This window comes from Polyangium sp. 15x6 (assembly GCF_029960785.1).
In the GTDB taxonomy this organism is placed as follows: Bacteria; Myxococcota_A; Polyangia; order Polyangiales; family Polyangiaceae; genus Polyangium.
Window position 1 is genome coordinate 1 of record NZ_JASBQE010000006.1, and the last position, 22593, is coordinate 22593.

Here is a 22593-nt window from a genome sequence, read left to right on the forward strand (position 1 = left end):
CGGACGCGGGCGCAGGCGCGACGGCGGACGCGGACGCGGGCGCGGGCGCGGCGGCGGTCGTGGTCGTCGACGCGGACGCGGAGCCGTCGGGGGCGGTGGCGCCCGAGCAGGCCGCGAGGAGCGGCGCGGCCACGAGGGAGGCGAGCCGCAGAATGTTTTTCGAGACGAACGTTTGGCGCTTTCGATCGAGGGGGTTCATTCGGGTCTCTCGGCGCTCGTCGTGGTCGCGCGCAGCTTGCGGACGGCCTCGTTGTGCTGGTCGAGCGCCTCGCTGAAGGTGTGCCGGCCGCCTCCTTTGGCGACGAAATAGAGGTATTTCGTCGCCGCGGGCGCGAGCACGGCCTCGATGGACGGAGCGCCGGGGTTCGCGATGGGACCAGGCGGCAATCCGTCGTTCACGTACGTGCTGTATCGATTCTTCGAATCCCGGTTGATGGCCGGGGTGATCTTGCCCGTGAACCCGGCGCAGGCCGGGACGACGTCGGGCTCGGAAAAACAAGCGTAAGCCGCGGTGGGATCCGATTGCAGGCGCTTCGGCTTGAACGTGGGATCGAGCAGCCGGTTCAAGAAGACGCTGGCAATGAGCGGGCGTTCGTCCGGCTGGGCCGCCTCTTTCTCGACGATCGAGGCGAGGATCAAGATCTCGCGGCGGCCATACCCGAGCGTATTGCGGAGCGACGCGAACCCGGCGGCGTGCTGGGTCGCGAGCGCAGCCCAGCGGCGATCGGCCTCCGTGACGAGGCGGCGGACGATCTCTCGGGGATCGGTGTCGAGCGGGAAATCGTACGTCGCCGGAAAGAGGTACCCCTCGGCGCTCTCGATCCCGAGCGCGCCCTTGCGCTCGATGCCGAGCTCGTCGAGCAGGAGCGGATCGGCGCTCGCCCGGAGGAAGGCGTTCTTGCCGGCGACGCGGAGTTTTTCGAGGCGCGTCGCGATGTCGAACCGGTGAAACCCCTCGGGGATGGTGACGCGCGTGGTGGGGCGCTTGGGCGAACGTTCGAGGAGGTGGCGAAGATCCCAGGGATCGAGGCCCTGCGCAAGGAGGTGCGGGCCGGGGACGAAGGCGCTCGTGCCGCCGGTCGTGCGCAGGAACATGGCCATCGCGCCCTCGCTCCGGACGAGGCCATGCCGGGCGAGCAGCGCCGCGGCCTGGTCGCTGTCGAGGCCGGCCGGCCAGTCGATCTCGACCATGGAGCCCGCGTCGGGCGCGTGGAGGTGGCCGTAGCCGAGGACGAGGGCGAGCACGGAGAGGCCCACCGCGCCCATCGCGCCCGCGAGCGCGAAGAGGGCCGCGCGGCCGCGCCGCGAGAGGCGCGGGCGGGGCTTCCGCGGCGAAGGCGACGGCGAAGACGACGAGCTCCGCGCGCCGGCCTCGGAGGGCGCTTGGGGCGACGCGCGGCGGCGGCGACGCCCGGGGGAAGACGGGGCTCTCGTAGGCACGGCAGGAGTGGTGCAAAGCATCAAACGCCGAAGGGCGTCAAGCCGAACGTTGCCACGGGGCGGCTCCGAGGGTGATGATGTTGCAGTCGAGGAGGTCCTTTCCCCGCATGGCATCCAAGGCCGTCACCGATCGGCAGAAGTCCGCGCGCGCCGTGACCGCGGCAGCTCACACGCACGCAAACGAGGTCGCGACGCACGTCGCCGAGCTGCTCTCGCCGCACCTCCGGCCAGACGAAGAGATGCCGGACGTGTCGCTGTTCCTGCGCCTCGTGGGACGCCTGATCGCAACGGAGAACGAGGCGCTCGTGCGCGCCGACGCGGCCCACGAGCGGGAGCTCGCAGACGACGCCGCGCCGCGCAAGGCGCGAGACGAGGCGGTGGAGAAGGTGCGGCGGATCCTGGTGGATCTGCGCGCAGCGGTGGAGACGACGTGCGGGATGGCGGGTTTGCCGCGGCTGCACCTCCTCGAGGCGGTGCCGACGGATCCCTCGGTGCTCGCGACGATCGGGCGCTCGGTGCTCGACGCGCTGCGCGACGAGTCAGTGCGGCTGCCAGCGCCACGGCGACGGGGGCTGTCGCTCGATCGGGAGGCCTTCGCCGAGGAGCTCGAGCTCGAGCTTCCACCGCTGGAGAAGGCGCTCGCAGCGGTGGCGCGCGAGGCGCGCGAGGCCGAGGCGACGCTCAGGCAGAAGCGGGCAGCGATGGAGGCGAACGATCGCGCGTTCAGCCGCGGGGCAGCCGTGCTGTCGTCGACGTTCGCGCTGGCGGGTCTGGAGGATCTCGCAGGAAGGCTCAAGCCCTCGGTGCGGCAGCCAGGCGAGACGAACGAGTTCGAGCTGGCAGCGACGAGGGCAGAGACCGGCGCGGACGGCTGAGAGGGACGCGCGGGGCTTTGCCCCGCACCCCAGCAGGGGGCTGTCCGCCCCCTGCACCCCGGACCAGGCACGGCCTGGACCGAGGGCGGAAAAACCGCGCGATGCGCGGTTTTTCCGACGGGCCTGTGGCAAGACCACGGACCACGTCGCCAGCCGAGACGGCAGCGCTGCCCCCCTCGACAGACTCGTTAGCCCCGCGGTCACGGCCCGTTCGCAGAACTGCGCATCGCGCAGTTCTGCGACCCCGGGTCCAGCGCTTGCGCTGGTCCGGGTCCAGGGGTGGACAACCCCTGGTCGGGTCCGGGGTGAAACCCCGGCGCTACGCTGAGGTTCGTCAGAAGCCCATGTTCGTCGCCGCTTCCTGGTTGGAGCGGACGGCCTTGCGGCCCTGACGGGTCTCCGTGGGAGCGATCGGCGCAGCCGCGGGTGGAGGCGTGGCGAACGGGCCTGCGGCGGGCTCCGCGGCAGCGGCGGCGACTGGGGCCGCGGCGAAGCCGGATTGCGCTTGCTGCACGACGGCGAGCTGCCGATCGAAATCTTGGGCGACGTCGGCGGCGCGGGTCGCGGGGGCGGAGGTCTTTGCCTTTGCGGCCGAGTCGCGCAGGGCTTGTTCGCGGCTCTCGATGCGGCGGCGGGCCTCGGCGACCTTGCCTTGCTCGAACAGGCGGTTTGCCTCTTCGAGCGCGGAGGCGGTCTCGCTGCGGTTCACGCGACCGGCGACGACTGCGTCGAGATCACTCGCGTTTGCGTCGACGACCTCGACGCCGAGCTTGCCGCTGCAGCGGCCGTCCTCGTTCTTGACGAGATCCTTGTAACGCATGTCGACGGTCGCGACGGACAGCTCGCCATTCGAACCCGCGGGCACGCGGAGCTTCACGAGCACGGTCTTCACGTCGCCGCCGCTGAACGTGCCGAGGGGGACGGTGATGCGGTTGCCGCTGCGGCGGAAGGAGCGGTCGAAGACGCGATCGAGCTCCACGCCGGGGGCGAGATCGATGTCCACCTCGGCGCCGCTCGCGACGGCCTGCGTGAGCGCCTCGGCCTCGCCCTCGAAAACGCGGGCGAGCGCGGCGTCGTTCTCCACGAAGTAATGCCGGCCGTTCGATTCGACGGCGATCGCGGAGAGGATTTTTTCGTTGTAATCGACGTCGACGCCCACGGTGGAGATCCCGATCGCGCGGTCGCGGGCGCGCTGCGCGAGGCTGCGGAAGCCGGGCACGTCCTTCAGGCCGTGGTTCGCGTCCCCGTCGCTGAGGACGATCATGCGGCTGATGCGGCCGTCGCTCGCGCGGCTCATCTCGGCCATGCCGGTCTCGATGCCGCACGAGATACACGTATCGCCGCCGAGCGTGATGCCGGAGATCGAAGAGACGACCGAGCTGCGGGTCGAGGGGCCGATGACGACGGCCGGGACGACGACCTCCGTGCGCGTGTCGAACGTGACGACCGAGACCATGTCGCCGTCGTGGAGACGCTCGACGGCGCCGATCGCCGCGTTGATCGCGTTGCGGAGGCGGGTGCCCTTCATCGAGCCGGAACGGTCGATGACGATGGAGAGGTTCACCTGGGCCGCGGCCTTGGCGCGCTCATCGGCGTTTGCGCGGGCTTCGAGCATGAGGAACGTCTCGCCGCGCGGGTTCTTGAGGATCTTCGGGTGACCCATGCGCCCGTCGATCATCACGGTCGAGCCCGCGGTGAAGTGGGCGAGCTCGACCTGGTTCGTCGCGTCCGTCGTCTTTTCGGTCGTGGAATCTTCCTCGATCGCCTCGGCGCCGATCGTCGGCTCCGGCGAGGACGGCAGGCCACCGGGAGGGGTGAACGAGTAAACGGAAAGGCTCGTGAGCAGCATGCCTGCGAAGGCGAGGACGGCGACGCGGGACGATTTCATGGCTCTCTCCGGGTATCGAGCATCGGCGCCTGCAACAACGGAGCTCGCGAGCACGAGCTTACGGTGCGCCGGTGGGTCCTTGGACGAAGATCGAGGGAGAACGATCTGGTCCCATGTGCGCTTCTGCGGCCACCCGGACCCCGCAGGCCTCGAGCGTGTCCCAGGGGGGGATGGATCCGATGAGGACGAAGACGGCGTCGTAAGGGACGCGCTCGTCCCGGCCGCGGGTCCGGAGGGCGGCGATGTCCGGGTCGAGGGCTGCGATCTCGGTCTCGAAGCGAAGGCTCAGGCGGCCGGCGGCGTGCATGCGCTTGACCTCGTCGATGTTGCGCGACTTGCCACGCGTGAAGGTCGGGCCGCGGTGGACGACGATGACGGTGGTGCCGGGCTGCCGAGCGAGGGCGACGGCGATCTCCATGGCGACGTCGCCGAGCCCGACCACGATGACTCGTTTGCCCTCGAAGCTTCGGGCGTCGGCGAGGTGGTAATGCACGCGGGCCTCGACGTCGGGGGAGAGCTCGATGGAGAGACGGCGAGGCGTGCCGCGCTGGCCAATCGCGAGCAGCACGCGGCGGGCGAGGACGTCCCGCGGCGGCCCCCCTTCGCGCGGGGGGGTTTGAGGGGGAAGCTCCGCTCGCGGAGCGGCCCCCCCAAGCGTTGACTCGGTCGTGACGCGGAAGAGCTTGCCGTCGGCCTCGCGCGAGACGGCCACCATGCGCGTGTCTTGCCGGATGGGGAGCTCTTCCTTGCGGATGATGCGCATCCAGTGCGAGAGGAGCTCTTCTTTCGTGGATTCTTTCAGCCAGAGCTTGCCCGTGAGGGGCAGGTCGAGCGGTTGATCGAAGACGAGCTTGCCGCGAGGAAAGCTGCGGATGCTCTGGGCGACCGAGCCTTGCTCGATGACCTCGAACGAGAGGCCGAGCTCCTTCGCGCGGAGCGCCGCGCTGATGCCCGCGGGACCCGCGCCCACGATGACGAGGTCCTTCGGTCGCTCGGCCGGGCCCGCGAACGGCCCTTCCGCTTCGAGGCTCGCGGCGATCTTCTCGACGGCGTGCGCGCCCTGGAGGATCGCGTTCTTGATGAGCGGCAGGCCCGTCACGTCGCCGGCGAGGAAGAGGCCCGGGGTGTCCTGGCTCTGGAGGGCGTCGTCGATGCGTGGCCTGTCGCCGATGGTGTCGCCGTCGGTGATGCGGAGCGAGCCGTTCGGGCAACGTTGCTCGCAGAGCGTGAGGCCGCAGCACGCCTCGGGGCGCACGACGACGGCGACGTACTTCTGGACTTCGAGCACGTCGTAAGGGCAAGCGTCGACGCAGGCGTAGCAGCCGAGGCAGGTCTGGGTGTCGATCTGCGGGAGGCGGACGCGGGTCTGGGGCTTGAGGAGCGCCTCGGTCGCCTGGGGTTTGTCCTGGACCTTGCGGCGGCGCGCGCGGAGGGCGCCCGTGCCGCGGACGAGGCCGAGCGTGAGCGCGAACGCGAGCGTGCCCGTACCGAGCCAGAGCCACGAGAGCGCGCTCGTCGCGGGGCGATCGAGCTTCGGGACGGTGAGGGCGACGTCGCGCGCGGCGTCCCAGGCGACGGGGCGATCGTCGCCATGCTGCGCGGCGCAGACGCGGCCGCGGTTCTGGGAGCCGGGGCGATCGGGCGTGTCCGGAGGCAATGCCGTTTGATGTTCGTCGAAGCAGAGGGACGGTTTGTCGGGACCGAGTTTTTCGGTGCCCGGGGCGAAGCAGCGGGAGATGGGATCACGCGGCGAGCGCGGGTCGTGGCATCCCTTGCAGCTCGCGGCCGTGACGATCGGGACCGTGGCTTCGAGGTGCGCGGGCGGGGCGTCGTCGAGGGCGCGCTCGACGCCGGGGGCGAAGCGGATCGGCGGCTCGCCGGGGATGAAGGCGACGCCCTGATCAGCCTGGTGGATGGGATGGCAGGTCGAGCAGCGGAGCGCGCCGGATTTGAAGAGGCGCTCGTGCGGGCGGCGGCGCGGCGCGTGCGCGCCGTGGCACGAGGCGCAGGCTTCGTCGGGGCGTTTTTCGGCTCCCGCGGTGCCGTGGCAGCTCGCGCAGGTGACGCTCGCCGCGCGCGCGTGCGGGCGCGAGAGGGGGCCCGGCGAGGCGTGGCCTCCGGGAGGCGGAACGAGGAAGGCGGAGAGACCCGCGGCGGCGGCGGCGACGACCGTGGCCGTGAGGACGCCGCGGAAGCGAGTGACGTCCGAGGTCTTTTCGGCGCGCTTGGCCGCGCGCCCGCGGGGCAGCTCGCGCGGAACGGCGGCACGATCGCGGGCGTCGCCGAGGGGCGACGCGTAAAGCGTGGGCAACGCGGCCGGAGGTTTGCCCGCGGATGGTTCGTCCCGACGATCGCGATCTGCCATGGAACGATCGACTCCCCTCACCGCCTCATCACCGCCGCCACGTGCACCACGAGCAGCGCCATCGCCATGCCGAACGTCAGGATGTGGAGCGGCAGGCCCACGCGGAGCAGCCGCAGAAGGAGCCTCTGCGCCGGCAGCGCGCGAAGCTCCACGACGATCCGCACGAGGCCGTCGAGCCCCGCCAAACGCTCCTTGCCGCGCCCTTCGAGGACCCGCTCGATCCGCGCTCGTAAAACCTCTTCCTCCTGCCGCAAGGTCCGGCCGCTCGCGAGCAAGGCGAGCGGGCCGAACGTCGACATCGCGAAGGGCACGAGGATCTTCTCGAAGATCTTCTTCACGAGATCACTCTTGCCGCTCACCTCGCGATAGAGCCTGTCGACGAGGTCTCTGCGCGCGGCGGCGAAGTCTTCGGGCAGCGCGGCCGAGCGCTCGATGCGGGCCATGCGGCGTGGGATCCAGGCGTACGCGAGCGCCGAGAGGCCTCCCACGAGCGCGCTCACGAGGAAGACGAGCCGGAGCGCGCCGCCGGCCGTGGACGGGGCGATCGGGTGCATCGGCGCGTGCGCGAAGACGAGGCCCGTCGTGACGAGGCCGAGCGCGAGGTGAATCGCGAGCTGCGGACGAACGCGGGATGCGACGGGCGTGCGTGGTTCGGCGTTCTCGTCGCCCGCGCGCTTCCGCATCCACAGGTGCACGAGGCGCTTCGGCACGGCGTACAACACGAGCAGGACGAACCCTGCGGCCGCGAGGATGCCCGCGGCGCCGCCGAGGCCCACGTCCGCGTGCCAGAGCCCGCGCGCGTGCATGATCGCGCCGACGATGCCGATCGCCGCCCCCGCGATCGCGCCGCCCGCGACGAGGCCGGTCGCGCTCGCGCCTTGTTTCTGCACCTCGGCGCGGGCCGTGGATCCGCCGAGGACGAGGTCGCGCACGTCGGCGAGCTCCTCGCTCGGGTTCATGCGGAAGATCGATCCGGTGGGACAAACCTGCACGCAGGCGGGGCCCTCGTAGCCGCGGCAGAGGTCGCATTTGACGGCGACGTCGGGGTAGGCGCCGCCCGCGGGGCGCGGAGAATCGGCGGGGCGGGTCGCCATCTGGATGTTGTCCCAGGGACAGGCCTTGGCGCACGCGCCGCAGCCCGTGCAGAGCGCCTCGCGGATGAAGACCTCGCCGTCCGGCTCGCGGCCAATCGCGCCCGTGGGGCAGTCGATCATGCAGCTCGGGTTCGCGCAGTGCTGGCACGAGTTCGGTAGAAGCAGGCTGCGTGGCGCGTCGGATCGCGCCTCGACCCGCGCGACCATCTTGTCGCCGCGCCGCACGATCCGCGCCTCGCCGTGGAGCTCCGCGCAGCCCCACGCGCAATGACCGCAACGCACGCAGGTTTCGAGGTCGATGACGAGCAGCGACCGCGCGACCTTGAGCCGGTACAGATCCCGAAACGCGTGCTGCGTGGCATTCTCCGCGGCGCGGCCGATCACGGAGCGCTGCGACGCCTGCTGATCGAGCGCGATGCGGCGGAGCGCGCCGAACAGGTCCGGATGGCGCGCCGTGATGCCGCGGAGCGTGCGCGCGTCGATGGCGATGAGCAGCGACGGGCCGCTCGCGACGGCGCTCACGAGGCGCGGCGTTCCGGCCTCGATCTCCGCATCGCCGAAGAAATCGCCGCGGCCGAGGTAGGCGCGGACGCGCAGGCGCTCGCCGTCGTCGGTCTGGATCTGGATCATCCCGTCCGCGACGAGGAACAGGTCCGTCGAGGGATCGCCCTCGCGGTAGATGGGCTGCCCGCGCTCGAAGCGCTGGTAGCGGGCCGCGTCGAGCAGGACGTCGACGTCCTCGGGATCGAGGGCGCGAGCGAAGGCCATCGTGTGGAGCAGGTCGCGCGTGGCCGCGCGGCGAAGGATTCGCTCGAGCCGCTCGGCGACCTCGGCCTTGCCGCTGCGCGCCGCCGCGCGCTGAAAGACGTGCGCGGGCACCTCGCAAAGTCGCGACGCCGCGCGCGCGGTGGCCGTCGCGCTGCGCGCCCCGAACGCCGTCGCCTCCTCGCCGAACGACGCGCCTTTGCCCGCGACGCGCAGCTCGCTCTCCCGATCCTCGCCGCGACGCACGGCCGAGAGCGCGACGATCCCCTCGGCGACCACGTAAAACGCGCCCGCCGCCTCCCCCGCGCGGAACACGACCTCGCCCTCGTCCACCGAGTGCATGCGCCCCGCGTCCTCGATCTCGCGGCGCGCGCGCGCGTCGAGGCCACGAAACACCGGCGTCTCCCACACCGCCGGAGGCCACGCCGCGCGCTCTCCCGAAGCCGCGGGCGTACCCGACGTCACGGCACCTCCACGTCGGCGCGCGCGAGCTCGACGATCTCCAGGCGGCGCAGCATGTCCTCGGTCACGTTCGGCCCGCTCGGGCGCAGGCCGCGCCGCGCCTGCTCACGCTCGTACGCGGCGAAGGCCCGGATCAAGAACGGCGGGAAGGCGCGGAAGAGCAAGCGCGCCTCGACACGGAAAGGCCCACGGCGCGCGCCGGCGTCGAGGTCGTACGTGAAGCGGATCGGCACGTTCGGCGGGAGCGACCGCGTGTCGACGATCGCGTCGGGCCCGCGCACCTGGCCCCGCGACGCGTCGAGCGCGCCGACGGGGAAATACGTCTCGAAGAGCGCGTGATCGAGCGAGAGGTTCGAGCGGCACTCGCCCGTGTCGATGTCGTAATCGCCGTCGTCGAAGCGATCGGCCCGGAAAAACCCTTGCCCGGGGCCGGGCTCGCAGCGCCCGTCGGGGCCGATCACGCCGATGCAGCGGACGCAGCGGAGAAAGCCGTTCTGGAAGTTGACGAGGCCCTTGCCGCGGAACGAGGTGCCGCCGCGCTCGGGCGGGGGCGACCAGCGCGGGACGTCGGGGCCATCGCTCACGTCGGCGCCGAAGAGGCCGATCGGGCGGCCGCGCTCGTCGAGCGACGAGGGGTTCGTGTTCACGCGGACGAAGGTTTTGTCGTGGAGATCCTCGTCGGGGCGGCCCACGCGTCCGACCTCGTAGACGACTCTGCCGTCGCGATCCCGCACGACGAGGTGCACCCAAAACTCGCGCTCCTGGCTGAATCCGGCGGGGACGCGGTGCCCGGCGCCCACGTTCTCCACGACGATCGGGATCTCGAGACCCGCGCCGCCGCGGCGGGCGCCGTCGATCTCGAAGCGGAAGGTGTGGCGCAGGAGCAGGTCGCGGCGGCGACGCGCGCCGAGCGGGATGCCGTGCACGTCGATCGTGGTCTCGTCGACGAGCGAATTGGGGAACTCGTCGGAGAGCGGGAGATCGACGCCGGAGAAGTAATGCGTGCTGACGTTCGTCGCCTTGGGCGAGTTGTCGGCGGAGCGCCCCGTCGGGAACACGCCGGGCGCGCGCGCGACGAAATGGGATCCAGGCGGGCATTCGGGCTCGACCTCGCCGCTCGCGGGTGGCCCCGGCTCGCAAACGCCGGGGTACGTGCTCATGTGGCAGTCCTGGCAAGTCGCGGGGGTTTTTCCGCGGCGCTCCTCGTCGCGAGCCCAGGCGGCCCACTCGGAGTAAGCGTTGCGCAGGCGCTTGAAATGTTCGCCCTTCTGCACGCCGAGGACGTCGCTGCCGAAGAGGCGCACGTCGTGGCAGCTCCCGCAGAACTCGCTCGTGCGGAGGTACGCGTTCGCGCTCTCGCTCGGACGGCGGTGAACGAGCGGTTCGACGCTGCCCTGCGCTGCCGTCGACGCGGAAGCAACGGTGCGCGGCGCGCGCGAGCTCTCGAAGAAGAGCTCCTCGTTTCGCAGATCGTAGCCGCTGTTGGCGATGCCGAAGAGGCCGCGGTTGTCCTCGGGTCTGGCCGGAAAAACGGCGCCCGTGACGAACGAGGTCCAGGTGGGGTTGCCCTCGTACACGCCGCGACCGCCGCCGCGACCGCCGACAGGTCCGTGCACGGTGTGACAAAAGACGCAGGAAATACCCTCGATGCCCTGCGCGCCGAGCAGGTCACGGACGGGCTTGCGGGTCGTCGGATCGCCGCCGGCGCGGCCATCCCAGGCCGGCAAAGGTCGCTCGATTTTCTCGGCAGGGCTGTGGCAATTGACGCACCAGTGCTCGCCGCCCGAGCCGGTCACGGGCAAACCACTCTGGCGATTGCGGCATGCAGTCGAGGCATTGACACGACGGAGGATGCCGGCGCCGTTCGGGCAATCCTCGTCGCGGCCGACCTGCTCCTCGATGAGGCTCTCCAGGCCGTTGAAGAGCGGGCTCTTCACCGAGTGCGCCATCACCGAGCGGCGCCACTCGGCCGCCTGGCGCGGATGGCACGAGGCGCAGGCCTCGCTCGTGGTGCCGACGACGGAGATCGGCGTGAGGGGCGAAATGTCCTGCTTGGGCGCTTCCGCCGGCGCAGGCGCGAGGCGCGAGAAGGCCAGCGCCGCGACGAGCAGACCTGCGCCGATGGGCAAACCTGCGGAGATCCAGGCATTTTTTGCAGGGGCCGGTTTTCCCGCGACAGCACGTTGCGCCGACGCGGGCCGTTCGGCCGGGGCGTCCTTCGGCTCTTCCGCCTTCCGAGCGCGCGTCTCTGCAGGTCTCCGCTCACGCGCGGGCCGCGGAGCCGCGGCGGATGCGCTCTCGCCGCGCAGAAAACGCCCGAGCTCCTGCGTGATCGACACGGCGCGATCCGGCCGACGCGCCGGATCGGGATCGAGCAGCCGCAAGGAAAGGCTCTGCAAGCCCGTCGGCAACGCGCGTGCCACCGCGTCCACGAACGGCGGCGCCTCGCGCTGCGCAGCCTCGTCGAGCGCATGACGCAGGCCCGCGCCCGCGAACGGGTGTTCCCCCGCGAGAAGTCGGTACAGCAAAAGTCCGAGCACATACCGATTCGCGGCGCTGTCCCACACCGCCCCCGCGGCCTGCTCGGGCGGCGTCCAGCGCGGCGAGATCTCCGCCGATCCGCCGCGGGATCCGCCCTCCGGCGCGCCCAGGATCGCGCCCACGAGCCGCGGCGCCGCGACCACCACGGCGCCCTCCTCGTCCACGTACACAGCTTCGAGCGAGAGCGGCCCCGGAAAGAGGCTCGCCTTCTCGCACGCGGCGAGCCCCTCGGCGACCGCGAGCGTGATGCCGAGCGCCTCGCGCCACGACCACGGCCCCTTCCGCTCGCGCACAAGCTCCGCGAGGAGCGTCCCGAGCTTCCGGCGCACGATCCACACGCCCTCGTCGTCCACGCCGCCGAGCGTGAACCCGCCGATCGAGGCCTCGCCGAACCCGAGCAGCCGCCGCGCCGCGGGCTCGTCCGACGCAGGGAGACGAAACAGCTCGCGCCCGCCCTCGCAGGCGAAACGCGTCGCGCGCCCGAGCGGCGGCAAAGGCGCGCCGGCCTCGATCCCGCTCGCCTCGGGGCGCGCGCGTTTCATCATCGTCCCCGCACCTTCCCCGTCGCCGTGTTCTTCGCCGTCGCCGTCACCGTCGCCGTGGGCGCGCCCGTGGAGGACGTATCCTCCGCGGATTGCGTCGATCGCACGAGGTACGCGCCGAGCCCCGCGAGCAGCGACAGCCCCACGATGATCCCGACCGCTACCTTCGTCGGCACCTCGCGCCCTTGATCCACCTGATCGACGAGCGCGATCGTGTCCTTGCGCGCGCCCGCCCCGCCGCTCTCGCGCCGCGTGGCCTTCGCCTCGTCGCTCGATCGATCCGATCGCGGATCACTCGAGCGCGTCGCGGGTTTGCCCTCGTCGTTCGAATCGGGCGCCTCGGGGATCGTGCGGGGCGTGGGGGATTTCTGGTGCGGCGTGGTCGCGCCGTGGGAGCTCACGCGGCCGGGGCTCGTGCGCGCGGGCGCGGGCGCCGCGACCTGGAACGGCTCGAGCCGCTCGACCACGTCCTGCGCGAAGTACGGCCGATCCTCCGGCGCTTTTTCGAGGAGCTGGAAGACGAGCTGCTCGACGCCCTTCGGCAAGCCGGCCCGCACCTCCGCTTCGAGCGGCGGCGGCTCCGCCGTGCACTGGAGGTTCAAGAGCTGCCGCGGCGAGGCCGACGAGAACGGCGGTTTTCCCGCGAGCAGCTCGTAGAACACGAGCCCGAGCGCGTAGAGATCGGCGCGGTGATCGATGGTCCGCGCGTCGATCTGCTCGGGGCTCATGTACTGCAGCGTGCCGACGCTCTGCGTGTTCGTCTGGTTCATCGCCTGGAGCATCTTGGCGATGCCGAAGTCCATGACCTTCACCGTACCGTCGGTCAGGATCATGATGTTCTCCGGCTTGAGATCGCGGTGGATGATCGGCGGCTCCTGCCCGTGCGCCGCCGAGAGCGCCGAGGCCACGGCCGCGACGATGCGGATTGCCTCGGTCCACGGCAGCCGCCCTTCCTCGCCGAGCACCGTGCGCAGCGTGCGGCCGTCGAGGTACTCGAGCACCATCGCGAGCTGGCCGTTCGCCTCGATGCTGGCCAGGCTCCGCACCACGTTCGGGTGCTCGAGATGCGCGAGGATCTGCATCTCGTTCACGAACAGCTTGCGGCCCGTCTCACTCCTCGCGAGCTCGGGGTGCAGGACCTTGAGGGCCACGCGCCGCTTCGACAGGCGCTCCTCGCCCTCGTAGACCTTGCCCATCCCCCCCTCGCCGACCAGGCGCCGGACGAGGTAATCACCGAGCTGCTCCATCACGCGTCTCCGATCCGCCGGACTTACCTACGGATGACCCCCCCGGAGGACTTACAGTACGTGCGCATCTCCCCGGGATGGTGTAGCCATGGGCCAGGCGCCCCCTTCGACGTCTATCATGGTTTCCCGGTACGCTACCCTCCTCGTCCTCTCGCTCGCCGCGTGCTCCAAGAGCCCCGCGGAGCCCGACCCGCCCCCGTCCGCGGGTCCCCAAACGACCACCATCGCGCCCCTCACGTGGACCGCGCCCGCGGCGTGGACGGTGCAGGATCCGCCGAGGAACGGGCCGAAGAAGGCCGCTTACAAGACGACGAAGGTCGGCGACGACAAGGAGGAGGCCGACATCGAGGTCTTCTTCTTCGGCACGGGCGCCGCGGGCGATCCGGAGAAGCGGTTCAAGGAGTGGTTCGACCAGTTCGACGGGAACGTCGGGGCCGAGGCGAAGCGCGAGAGCTTCGACGTGGGCGCGCTCAAGGTCGAGACGGTCGAGGTCGCGGGGACCTACAAGATCGCGCTCGGCCCGCCCGTGGGCCCGAAGAAGCGCGCGCCGATGCAGATGGTGAAGGAGAACTTCCGGCTCGTCGGCGCGGCCGTGAAGACGCCGGATCGAGGCACCTGGTTCTTCAAGATGTCCGGCCCGAGCGACACCGTGCAGGCCGCGCGCGACGCGTTCCGGACGATGTTGCAATCGGCGAAATGACTCAGGGCGGCGGCGGGCCGCCCGGTTTGTCGTGGTCCCACGGGAACGGGAAGGTCACGCAGGAGGCCGAAAACAGCCGGAGATCGCCGTCGGTGCCGACCTCCTCTGCCGACGAGATCACGGCCTCGAAGCCCACGTTCGATTCGGCGAACCCGAGCAGCTCGCACATTTCCTGATCCCCGAAGCCCCAGCCCACGGTCTCGTCGCGGGGATTGTCGTACTCGCAGCCGAAGCGGTAGCCCTCGGCGCCCGTCATGTCGATCGGCTTCTCGTAGACACGGCCGTGCGCCTCGCCGTTGTAGCCCGCGAGTTCGATGATGCTCTCGCCGTCCCGCGGGCCGCCCATGATCTCCAGGAAAAACCGCTTCGCCATCGTGTGGGTGTGCGGCAGGATGTAATAGACCTTCTGGTCGAACGTATTGCCCGCGGCCGCGAACGGGCCCTCCATCGCGCATTCGCCGTAGAAGCGCGATTTCGCGTGCGGCGGGATGGCGAGGCCGTGGTAGTCGAGGTGGAACGGGGTGAGCTTGTGCGCCACCTCCTCCTTCGGGATGCCATACAGCGTGAGCGTGAGCGTGCCCGTGATGGGCGCGAGGGACGTGTTGAGCAGGTGGACGTCGCCGATGATGCGCGAATACGGCGGGATGCGGACCGCCACGCCGTCGGGGAATTTTTGCACCTCGCGCTCGGTCTGCGTCGATTGCGCGTAGATGACGCCGCCCGCGAGCGCGGCCGAGACCTGATCGTAATCGCGCTCCCAGCAATTCCAGACGCCGTCCGGGCCGTCGAATTTGTCCGACGGGACGAACGTCCAGTTGGAATGGTGCGAGGACTCGTTCTGCTGGAGCTCGACGGCGTTGACCCAGATCTCGGTCGCGTTGTTGAGGGTAAAGCTCTGGCAGAGCCCTTTGATCTCCTGGCCCGCCTCCACGGTGAACTCGGCGAAGGTATGCGCGCGCGGCGTCCCGGAGAGTTTTTCGCACGTCCCCGACGACGCGGCATACTCGCCGCTCGGGCACCCCTCGCAACGCGCGCCGGCCCCGTCCTCGACGCAGATCTTTTGATTGGCCGCGCAACCGAGCGCGACACAAGCGGCGCTCGGCCCGGCGCTCGGGCTCTCCGGAGCGGCCTCCCCTCCCCCGCACGCGGCAAGGACGAGCGGCGCGAGGCCCAGCAAAAATGATGTGAATGTTCGGCTTTTCATCGGCCCACCTCCAAGCCGTGGAGTGTAGGCCAGGCCGAGCAGCTCAATTGGGCAAACCCGCGCCGAGGCGGAAGTAAATCGACCGCCGCGCGCCACACGCCGGACAGAAGACACGCGCGATGCGGAGCCGCGATGTCCCGACCGTCTCGGCGAGGTGCTCATCGACGCGCACCTCGCCGCCGCAACGCGCGCAAGGCTTCCCACGCGCCGCGATTTCGACCTCGGAGGCGCTCGTGATCTCGATCGGCCGTTCGGGGGAGCCGCCAGGCTCGAGCGAGGCGAGGCGCTCGCGATCCCGCGCGAGCTTGACCGCGGCGCGCTCGGCTTCCCGGCGCGCCGCCCGCGGCGAAAGAGGCTTTTTCTTGCCGGTCATACCTGCCCTACACGAGGAGCTCGAGCCCGCGCGTGAAGAAATCGCGGGCGATCACGACCTCGTGCACCTCGTCCGGTCCGTCCGCGATCCGCGCGCTCCGCGCATACCGGTACCAGGCCGAGAACGGCACGTCTTCGCTGTACCCGAGCCCGCCGTGCATCTGGATCGCGTCGTCGAGCACGTCGCAGAGCAGCCGCGCCACGTGGAGCTTCGCCATCGAGGAGTACGGGCGCGACTCCTTGTCGAGCCCCTTCTCCAGCATCGACGCGCAATGGTACGTCATCAGGTTGCCCGCGTGGATCCCGAGCGCGTGGTGCGCGATCTTCTGCTGGATGAGCTGGTGCTGGGCGAGCTTCTTGCCGAAGCTCTCGCGCGTCACGAGGTACTGCTTGCACATCGAGAGCGTGCGATCGGCGAGGCCGAGCCAGCGCATGCAATGGGTGAGGCGCGCCGGCACGAGCCGCTGCTGCGCGAGCCGGAAACCCTCGCCCACGCCTTTGAGCACCGCGTCGTCGCTCACGCGCACGGCGTGGAACGCGATCTCGCCCTCGCGGTGATCGAGCAGCGGCTCGGACATCGTCGGGATGTCGCGCACGTACTCCACGCCCGGGGCATTGCGATCGACGAGGAACATCGTGGCCCCGCCCTTCGGATCGTCGCTCGTCCGCGCCATCAGGATGAGAAACGACGCGTCCCGGCCGCCCGTCGAATACCACTTGCGCCCCGTGATCACCCAGCCGCTCCCGTCGCGCTCCGCGCGGGTGCGCAGATTCGAGGGATCCGCGCCGGCGCCGGGCGCGGGTTCCGTCATGCAAAACGCGCTCGTGATCACGCCGTCCGCGAGCGGGCGCAGGTAACGCTCCTTCATCGCCTCGGTGCCCACGCCGAGCAGGAGATCCATGTTCCCCTGGTTCGGCGCGTCGCAGTTGAACACCTTCGCGCCCACGGGCGAGCGGCCCATCTCGCGAAACAGCGCGCACATGCCCATGATGCCGAGCCCGCGGCCGCCGTACGCCGGCGGCAAATGCGGCACCCAGAGGCCCTCCGCCTTCGCCTCCGCTTGCAGCCGCGACAAGGTATCGCGCTGGCCCGCGCGATCTTCGGCCACGATCTTCGCCTCGTTCGGCACGACGCGCGCCTCGACGAACGCCCGCACCTTTTGCCGAAGCTCGGCGATTTCCGGCTCCAAATCGAAATTCATGCTCGCCTTCTCCGTTCGTCTCGGGTCTCGCCCGCGGCCTTGCGGCGCGCGTCGCACGCTTCATACCATGCTCCATGAGCGTACGCGTCGAACGATCGGGCCCCGTGACCACCGTCATCCTCGACCGGCCGGAGAGCCGCAACGCCGTCGACCGCGCAACCGCCGAGGCGCTCGCCGACGCGTTTCGCGCCTTCGAGAATGATCCGCACGCGTCCGTCGGCGTGCTGCACGGCGATCACGGCACGTTCTGCTCCGGCGCGGATCTCAAGGCGATCGCCGCGGGCGCGCCGAACCGCATCGACGCGGAGGGCGACGGGCCCATGGGCCCCACGCGAATGCTCCTGCAAAAACCGGTGATCGCCTCGGTCGCGGGATATGCCGTCGCAGGCGGGCTCGAGCTCGCGCTCTGGTGTGATTTGCGGATCGTCGAGCAGGACGTGGTGCTCGGCGTGTTCTGCCGTCGCTTCGGCGTCCCGCTCATCGACGGCGGCACCGTCCGCTTGCCACGCCTCATCGGGCTCGGCCGCGCGCTCGATCTCATCCTCACGGGCCGGCCGATCGACGCCGAGGAGGCTTTGCGCATCGGCCTCGCGAATCGCGTCGTCCCCAAGGGCCACTCGCGCGAGGCCGCAGAGAAACTCGCGCACGAGCTCGCCGCATTCCCGCAGCTCTGCATGCGCGGCGACCGCCTGAGCGCCTACGAGCAGTTCGCTCTCCCCCTCGACGAGGCATTACGCAACGAGCTCCGCCACGGCCTCACCGCATTGAGCGGAGAATCTCTCGCGGGCGCCACCCGCTTCACGCAGGGCGCGGGCCGTCACGGCGGCACGGTCGGCTAATCGCCTTTATCTCGGCGTCTCCCAATCATCGTCCGCGGAGATGCCGCCTTCATTCCACGTCCAGATGATCTTCTGGTACGTGAACGCGACCTCTTCACGCTCGGGGAGCTGCGACGTGACCTTGCCGCGCGTGTTCGGCATCCGGAAGATGATCGAGCTGATGTTCGCGTTCTCGAGGCGCACCGTGTAGTGCTGCTTCTCGATGCCGGTTTTGTCCGGCATATAGAACTGGAGCTCGAAGCTCTTGATGTTCTCGTTGTGGGCGAGGACGCTGTAAAGCAGCGGCGAGGACCGATCGAGGATCTTCGTCACGACGAACGGCTTGTGCACGCGTTTGCCCGTCGGACGACCGCTCGCGGGGTCGCGTGGGCTCACGATCTCGTGCATGGCCGCGATGACCTGAATGGATCCTTCGCGTCCTTTTTGCGTGACCGAGCCCAGGATGGCGCCCTGTTTTTCCGCGACGATTCTCAAGTGCGCGTTCAGGGCCATGGGGGTTCCATCGAGCCTTGGCACGAATTCCAGAAGAGCTTACTCTGCCCCCGTCCTACGGACAAACGAAAACCGGGCGGCACGTGGGCCGCCCGGCTGATTTCGCTGGGCGTTAGCCCAACATCACACGAGGGGGGTCTCCCAGTCGTCCTCGGCCGTGATGCCGCCCTCGGTCCACGTCCAGATGATCTTCTGGTACGTGAACGCGATCTCCTCGTACTCGGCGTACTTCATGAGATCGGGGTTCCGGTTGTTCGGCATACGGAAGTTGATCGACGCGATGTTCGCGTTGATCAGACGCACCGTGTAGTGGTTCACCTCGGTGCCGACGCCCTGCTGCGCCTTCACCTGCGGGGTGTAGTGCTTGAGCTCCCACTCCGAGATGTTCTCGTTGTTGACGAGCGAGCTGTAGAGCAGCGGCGACGCCTTATCGAGCTCCTTCGTCACGATGAAGGGCTTGTGCATGCGCTTGCCGGTCGGCAGGCCGCTCGCCGGATCGCGGGGGCTCATGATCTCGTGCGAGACCGCGATGACCATGATGCTGTTCTCGCGACCCTTCTGGGTCACGGAGCCCTTGATCTCGCCCTGCTTCTGCCCCTTCAGACGGAGATACGCATTGAGAGCCATGTTGACCTGACCTGTTCCTTCGTCGGCAATCTACCTGGACTCAGTCTACGCCCCATTGCGCGCTGGCAGATATCTCACCCCTCGGGAACGATGGTTCACGGATTGAGCCGTTGCCGAATCCGCGACCTCACGGCGCCGAGAAGGTCACCGTGTGGTGGGTCCGTATGTTCGGGGTTTCTGCCCGGCCGTCAAGCATTTCTTCGCTCGCCCCATCTCCTCTTTTTGCCCGGCTCTCCCCCGTCCGGCGCACGTGCACGACGGGCATAATATTTCCAGGACGACAAAACGAAAGCCGGCCACGTCCCCGCGCCGATCTCCCCGAATTCACGAAGGATCCAGGGAAAACGCAGGGACGGGGCCGGCTTTCGTTGCAAAAGAATTGACGAGCGCGGGCCGGTTGTGCATCGGGGCCGATCGCCCCGCCGAACCGCAGGATCTAGAAGCCCGAGGCTTCCCCTTCGGCCCACGTCGCGGCCCACGACATCGACACCGTCGAGCGCGAAAGGCCGTAGTTGCCACGCGGATCGATCGCGATCGCGCCGCCCGTCGATCCAATCCGCGCCCGCAAATGCTCGATCGAGCGGCGGACCGCCTCCTCCGCGGCGAGACCCCCGCGCATGTGCTCGACGGCCGTGCGCGCGATGCAGAGGCGGATCATGCCCTCGCCGTGGCCCGTCGTGGAGACCGCGCCGGCCTCGTCGTCGGCGTACGTGCCCGCGCCGATGATCGGCGAGTCGCCGACGCGCCCCACGCGCTTGTTCACCACGCCGCCCGTGCTCGTCGCCGCCGCGAGCAAGCCATGGCCGTCGAGCGCCACCGCGCCGATCGTATTGCCCGCCCAGCCCATCGGCGCCGCGCCCTCTCGCGCCGTCGCGAGCGCCTCGCGCGACGCCTCCGTGACGAGCGCCTCGTCCCCGACCGGGACGAACCCACGCGCGCGGGCGAACCGCGCGGCGCCCTCGGACGCGTAAAGCACGTGGCGACCATCGTCGAGCGCGACGCGCGCGATCGAGATCGGGTTCGCGAAGCCGCGCAGATCGCACACCGCGCCAGCCGCGAGGCCTCGCCCCTCCATGATCGAAGCGTCGTGCGCGACGCGGCCCTCCTCGTCGAGGCACGCGCCCGTGCCCGCGTTGAAGAGCGTGTCGTCCTCGAGCACGCGCGCGGCGCGCTCCACGGCGTCGAGCGCGCTGCCGCCCTGCCGCAGCACCTCCAGGCCCGCGCGCGCGGCGCGGAGGCAGCCTTCGGCGTGCTTGGCGCGACGCTCGGGTTTGACGTTGCCGGCGCCGCCGTGCACGACGACGCCGAACCGGCCCAGAAATCCGCCCTGCGATACGATCGGTTCGCTCATCGGGGAGGGGCGCCACGGTAGCGCGAGACGAGCGCGAGCGCGAGCAGGACGAGCGGCGGGACGCACACGACGAACGCGCTCGCGCGGCCCGCAGCGACGAGCTGAAACGCGGCGATCATGGCGACGACGAGGAGCGCGGCGAATGCGGCGCGGCCGGACGAACCGCCGTCTCGCGTGGCGACGAGCGGCGCGGCGACCGCGAGGATCCCGAGCGCCATGCCGACGGCCGCGCGGCGCTCTCCGATCGGCGCCCCCGCGAAGGCCTCCGGAGATCGCAGAGCGACCTCGAGCACGCCGCCCGGCCCGAGCCTCGTGCCGCGGATCGGGTCGCGCATGCCTCCGTCCGGCTCGACGATCCACGCGCTCGGCGCCGCGGGCCTCGGGAAGAGCGGTTCGAGATCGGCGACCTGTGCGAGCACGAGCGCGGGCCCGATCGCCGCGACGATCGCCCCGCCGAGGACGGCCCCGCGCATCACGCGAACAGGATCCGCGCCGAGCGCTTCGAGCGCACGCGACTCCCCACGCGCGCGAGCGATCCTCGCCGCCGCGAGCGCGCCGAGCGCCCCCGCCGCCGGCGCGAGCGCCGCGCAGAGCGCCGCCCTCTTCGCGAAACCGCCGCCCTCGTCCGTCGCCGTGACGACGAGCAGCACGACGCACCCGACGAGCGCGGCGATCCCGAGCGCGCGGCGCGCGAGGCTCCTGTCGTAGGCCGAGAGCATCAGGGCGGCGCGGCGGTTCGGTCGGCCGAGAGCACGTACGTCATCGTGCACGGCAGCGCCGCGAAGGTCGGCGCCGGGCCCGTCACGAGATCGCTGCAGTCCGAGCCTTGCGACGGCGTGAACGTATACGCGAGCTCGCCCGAAAAACCGCCCGCGTCCTCGTCGAGCAGCCCCTCGGCGCGATCGCCGCGCACGATCGTGCAGGGTGGCAAGTTGCTCGGCGTCCCGCCCGCGCGCATGTCGACGACGAGGCTCGTATCGAAGGAGAAACGTCGATCGTCGGAGCCGAGCGTCCCGGCCGTGACCTCGGCGCCGCTGTCCCAGTAGAGAACGCCGTCGCCGCGCGAGAGGCGCACCTCGAACTCCCAGGTCGCGGTCGAGCCGAGCGCGCCTTCGCCGCACGTCGTGGTCTCGCGCGTGGCGGAGACCTCGTACGTGCCGAGCAGCTCGCCGGGGTGATGGGGATCGACCTTGCCATCGCCGCAGCCGGCGAGGAGCGCCCCCGCGAGGCCGACGAGGAGCGTGCTTCGAGTGGAGAGAGACATCGCCGTGAGCGTGGCGCGCCGCGCGCGTGGCGAACAAAAAAAGAGCGGGCCGGAGGCTTTGCCCTCCGACCCGCTCAGGCCCCACATCCCTGGCCTGGAAATCCGCGTCGACTCCCGTCGATGTCGAGATCCAGGCGGAGGCCAACTCTGACCCGGCCCGCCGGTGAAGAGGCGCGACCTATGGCGCCTCCATGCCGGAGGACCTGATGCCCCGCGACGCGAACGCCGCTACGAGCACCTCGTGATGGTCAGTAGCCCGAAGCCTCCGGGTTAGAGCCACGGGTATTCTGCATGGTGACCATCCCTCCTCCGGCTTGCCGGCACCCCGTTGCCGAGCCTGCGCTCGCGCGCTCGGCAGGCGTGGGTGTTCGTTCGAAGCATCGACGTGCTCGAGGCGCGACGATGTGGTTTCGTACCGACGCCAGGGTGCTCCCCAGCAGGACCAATCCCGGATGTGAATCCCTCCGGTACTGCTTCGACCCTACCATCTCGGCGTCCACGGCGCAAACCGCGAATCGCGAGAAAACCAGGCGTTCGAGCGCTGGTTTGATGCTCTCTACGCGTCGAGCTGTTCGGCGCTCTGCGAGATCGCGAAGCGAGCTCGCCTCGGGGGGTGAATCGGCCGGGCTTCGCCCGGACGAGAGGGGGACGCGAGGCGTCACCCTCGGGACGAGAGACGCGCTGGTTTGATGCTCTCTTACGCGCCGGGCGACGGGTCGGTCGGCTCGAAGTTCGCGACGCCCGCGCCGCCCTGACCTTGCCGCACGCGCGACAGCACCGCGTCGAGGAACGACTTCGGATGCACGCCGCTGCGCACGATGCGACGACGCTGCGGGAGCGTGACCGACTCGACCGCGAGCGACGTCGCCGTGCCACGCCCGTACGAGGCGAGCGTGACGACCGCCGTCACCTTCGTGCCGTCGTGCGTGCGGCAGATCGTCACGGTGCGCCGCACTTGCACGTCGTCCTCGGACCAGCGCGCGAGCCAGTCGTCGGTCATCGCGTCGGGCTCGACGATCACGAGCCGCGCGGGCATCGCCACCGCCGGATCTTCCGCGGCCGAGAGCGCCTCGCGAAAGCCGAGCACGAGCCTGCAGGGCAGCGGCCCCTCGGCGTCGCCCGACAGCAGCACGAAGCCCATCTCCCCTTCCTCGCGTTCGCCGCGCCCCGATCGCTCGACCCGCGACGGCGGACTCTGATCACCGCGCGTCGACGGCTTGCCGCTGCTCCCAGGCTCCACCGCGAAGAATGGCGAAATCACTTTCGTGACCACGGCCCGACGATACACGAGCCAGACGCCGGAGCGCGCTGGATTTCGTGCGT

Annotated in this window: 18 protein-coding genes and 1 pseudogene; 3 read left to right on the forward strand and 16 right to left on the reverse strand. The window is 70.3% G+C overall.

Features of this window, described 5'->3' with window-relative positions; all coding sequences use genetic code 11:
• Nucleotides 1–199, reverse strand: a pseudogene (locus QHF83_RS06510) (copper chaperone PCu(A)C); the annotation flags it as partial.
• Complete coding sequence (gene mltG, locus QHF83_RS06515; protein ID WP_282416906.1) at nt 196–1440, reverse strand: endolytic transglycosylase MltG; 1245 nt, start codon at nt 1438–1440, stop codon at nt 196–198. The gene mltG and the pseudogene QHF83_RS06510, both read right to left, overlap by 4 nt.
• 107 nt (nt 1441–1547) lie before the next feature.
• Between mltG and QHF83_RS06520 the strand changes: the two genes are divergently transcribed.
• Nucleotides 1548–2315 carry a hypothetical protein gene (locus tag QHF83_RS06520; RefSeq protein WP_282416907.1) on the forward strand — a complete coding sequence of 256 codons (768 nt, stop codon included), beginning with the start codon at nt 1548–1550 and terminating at the stop codon, nt 2313–2315.
• A gap of 334 nt (nt 2316–2649) precedes the next feature.
• On the opposite strand, the gene QHF83_RS06525 is transcribed toward QHF83_RS06520, so the two are convergent.
• From QHF83_RS06525 to QHF83_RS06545, 5 genes are read right to left on the reverse strand one after another with little or no spacing between them, the layout of a single operon-like run.
• The gene (locus QHF83_RS06525) at nt 2650–4203 is read right to left on the reverse strand and encodes a VWA domain-containing protein (RefSeq protein ID WP_282416908.1); all 1554 of its coding nucleotides are present in this window, start codon (nt 4201–4203) and stop codon (nt 2650–2652) included.
• A 58-nt stretch (nt 4204–4261) separates the two neighbouring features.
• Nucleotides 4262–6568 (reverse strand): NAD(P)-binding domain-containing protein, encoded by a 2307-nt coding sequence (locus tag QHF83_RS06530; RefSeq protein ID WP_282416909.1) that lies wholly within the window; start codon nt 6566–6568, stop codon nt 4262–4264.
• Between the two features lie 17 nt (nt 6569–6585).
• Complete coding sequence (locus QHF83_RS06535) at nt 6586–8892, reverse strand: cyclic nucleotide-binding domain-containing protein (RefSeq protein WP_282416910.1); 2307 nt, start codon at nt 8890–8892, stop codon at nt 6586–6588.
• Entirely contained in the window at nt 8889–11975 is a 3087-nt protein-coding gene (locus tag QHF83_RS06540; protein WP_282416911.1) for a hypothetical protein, read from the reverse strand. The genes QHF83_RS06535 and QHF83_RS06540 overlap by 4 nt, the downstream gene beginning before the upstream one ends.
• Nucleotides 11972–13219, reverse strand: a complete 1248-nt coding sequence (locus QHF83_RS06545) for a serine/threonine-protein kinase (RefSeq protein WP_282416912.1) — start codon at nt 13217–13219, stop codon at nt 11972–11974. Before QHF83_RS06545 ends, QHF83_RS06540 begins: the two co-directional genes overlap by 4 nt.
• A 118-nt stretch (nt 13220–13337) precedes the next feature.
• Here QHF83_RS06545 and QHF83_RS06550 point away from each other — a divergent pair, with 118 nt between their 5' ends.
• On the forward strand, nt 13338–13919 hold the full coding sequence (locus QHF83_RS06550; RefSeq protein ID WP_282416913.1) for a hypothetical protein: 582 nt from the start codon (nt 13338–13340) through the stop codon (nt 13917–13919).
• Nucleotide 13920: 1 nt separating this feature from the next.
• Here the strand turns inward: QHF83_RS06550 and QHF83_RS06555 are convergent, their stop codons facing one another.
• From QHF83_RS06555 to QHF83_RS06565, 3 genes are read right to left on the reverse strand one after another with little or no spacing between them, the layout of a single operon-like run.
• Entirely contained in the window at nt 13921–15123 is a 1203-nt protein-coding gene (locus tag QHF83_RS06555) for a hypothetical protein (protein WP_282416914.1), read from the reverse strand.
• A gap of 43 nt (nt 15124–15166) precedes the next feature.
• Nucleotides 15167–15496 (reverse strand): hypothetical protein, encoded by a 330-nt coding sequence (locus tag QHF83_RS06560; RefSeq protein ID WP_282416915.1) that lies wholly within the window; start codon nt 15494–15496, stop codon nt 15167–15169.
• A gap of 7 nt (nt 15497–15503) precedes the next feature.
• Nucleotides 15504–16697 carry an acyl-CoA dehydrogenase family protein gene (locus QHF83_RS06565; protein ID WP_282416916.1) on the reverse strand — a complete coding sequence of 398 codons (1194 nt, stop codon included), beginning with the start codon at nt 16695–16697 and terminating at the stop codon, nt 15504–15506.
• Nucleotides 16698–16771: 74 nt separating this feature from the next.
• Between QHF83_RS06565 and QHF83_RS06570 the strand changes: the two genes are divergently transcribed.
• A complete protein-coding gene (locus QHF83_RS06570) occupies nt 16772–17536 on the forward strand; it encodes a crotonase/enoyl-CoA hydratase family protein (RefSeq protein ID WP_282416917.1) in 765 nt (254 codons plus the stop codon).
• 6 nt (nt 17537–17542) lie between these two features.
• Here the strand turns inward: QHF83_RS06570 and tssD (QHF83_RS06575) are convergent, their stop codons facing one another.
• The 6 genes from tssD (QHF83_RS06575) to QHF83_RS06600 all read right to left on the reverse strand — a co-directional run bounded on the left by tssD (QHF83_RS06575) (nt 17543) and on the right by QHF83_RS06600 (nt 22543).
• Complete coding sequence (gene tssD, locus QHF83_RS06575; protein ID WP_282416918.1) at nt 17543–18028, reverse strand: type VI secretion system tube protein TssD; 486 nt, start codon at nt 18026–18028, stop codon at nt 17543–17545.
• Nucleotides 18029–18151: 123 nt separating this feature from the next.
• Nucleotides 18152–18655 (reverse strand): type VI secretion system tube protein TssD, encoded by a 504-nt coding sequence (gene tssD, locus QHF83_RS06580; protein WP_281313448.1) that lies wholly within the window; start codon nt 18653–18655, stop codon nt 18152–18154.
• 436 nt (nt 18656–19091) lie between these two features.
• Nucleotides 19092–20006, reverse strand: coding sequence for an isoaspartyl peptidase/L-asparaginase (locus QHF83_RS06585; protein ID WP_282416919.1), 915 nt, complete (start codon nt 20004–20006; stop codon nt 19092–19094).
• Nucleotides 20003–20776, reverse strand: a complete 774-nt coding sequence (locus QHF83_RS06590; RefSeq protein WP_282416920.1) for a hypothetical protein — start codon at nt 20774–20776, stop codon at nt 20003–20005. The genes QHF83_RS06585 and QHF83_RS06590 overlap by 4 nt, the downstream gene beginning before the upstream one ends.
• A complete protein-coding gene (locus QHF83_RS06595) occupies nt 20725–21270 on the reverse strand; it encodes a hypothetical protein (RefSeq protein WP_282416921.1) in 546 nt (181 codons plus the stop codon). The genes QHF83_RS06590 and QHF83_RS06595 overlap by 52 nt, the downstream gene beginning before the upstream one ends.
• A 697-nt stretch (nt 21271–21967) precedes the next feature.
• Complete coding sequence (locus QHF83_RS06600; RefSeq protein ID WP_282416922.1) at nt 21968–22543, reverse strand: hypothetical protein; 576 nt, start codon at nt 22541–22543, stop codon at nt 21968–21970.
• Nucleotides 22544–22593 lie beyond the last annotated feature (50 nt).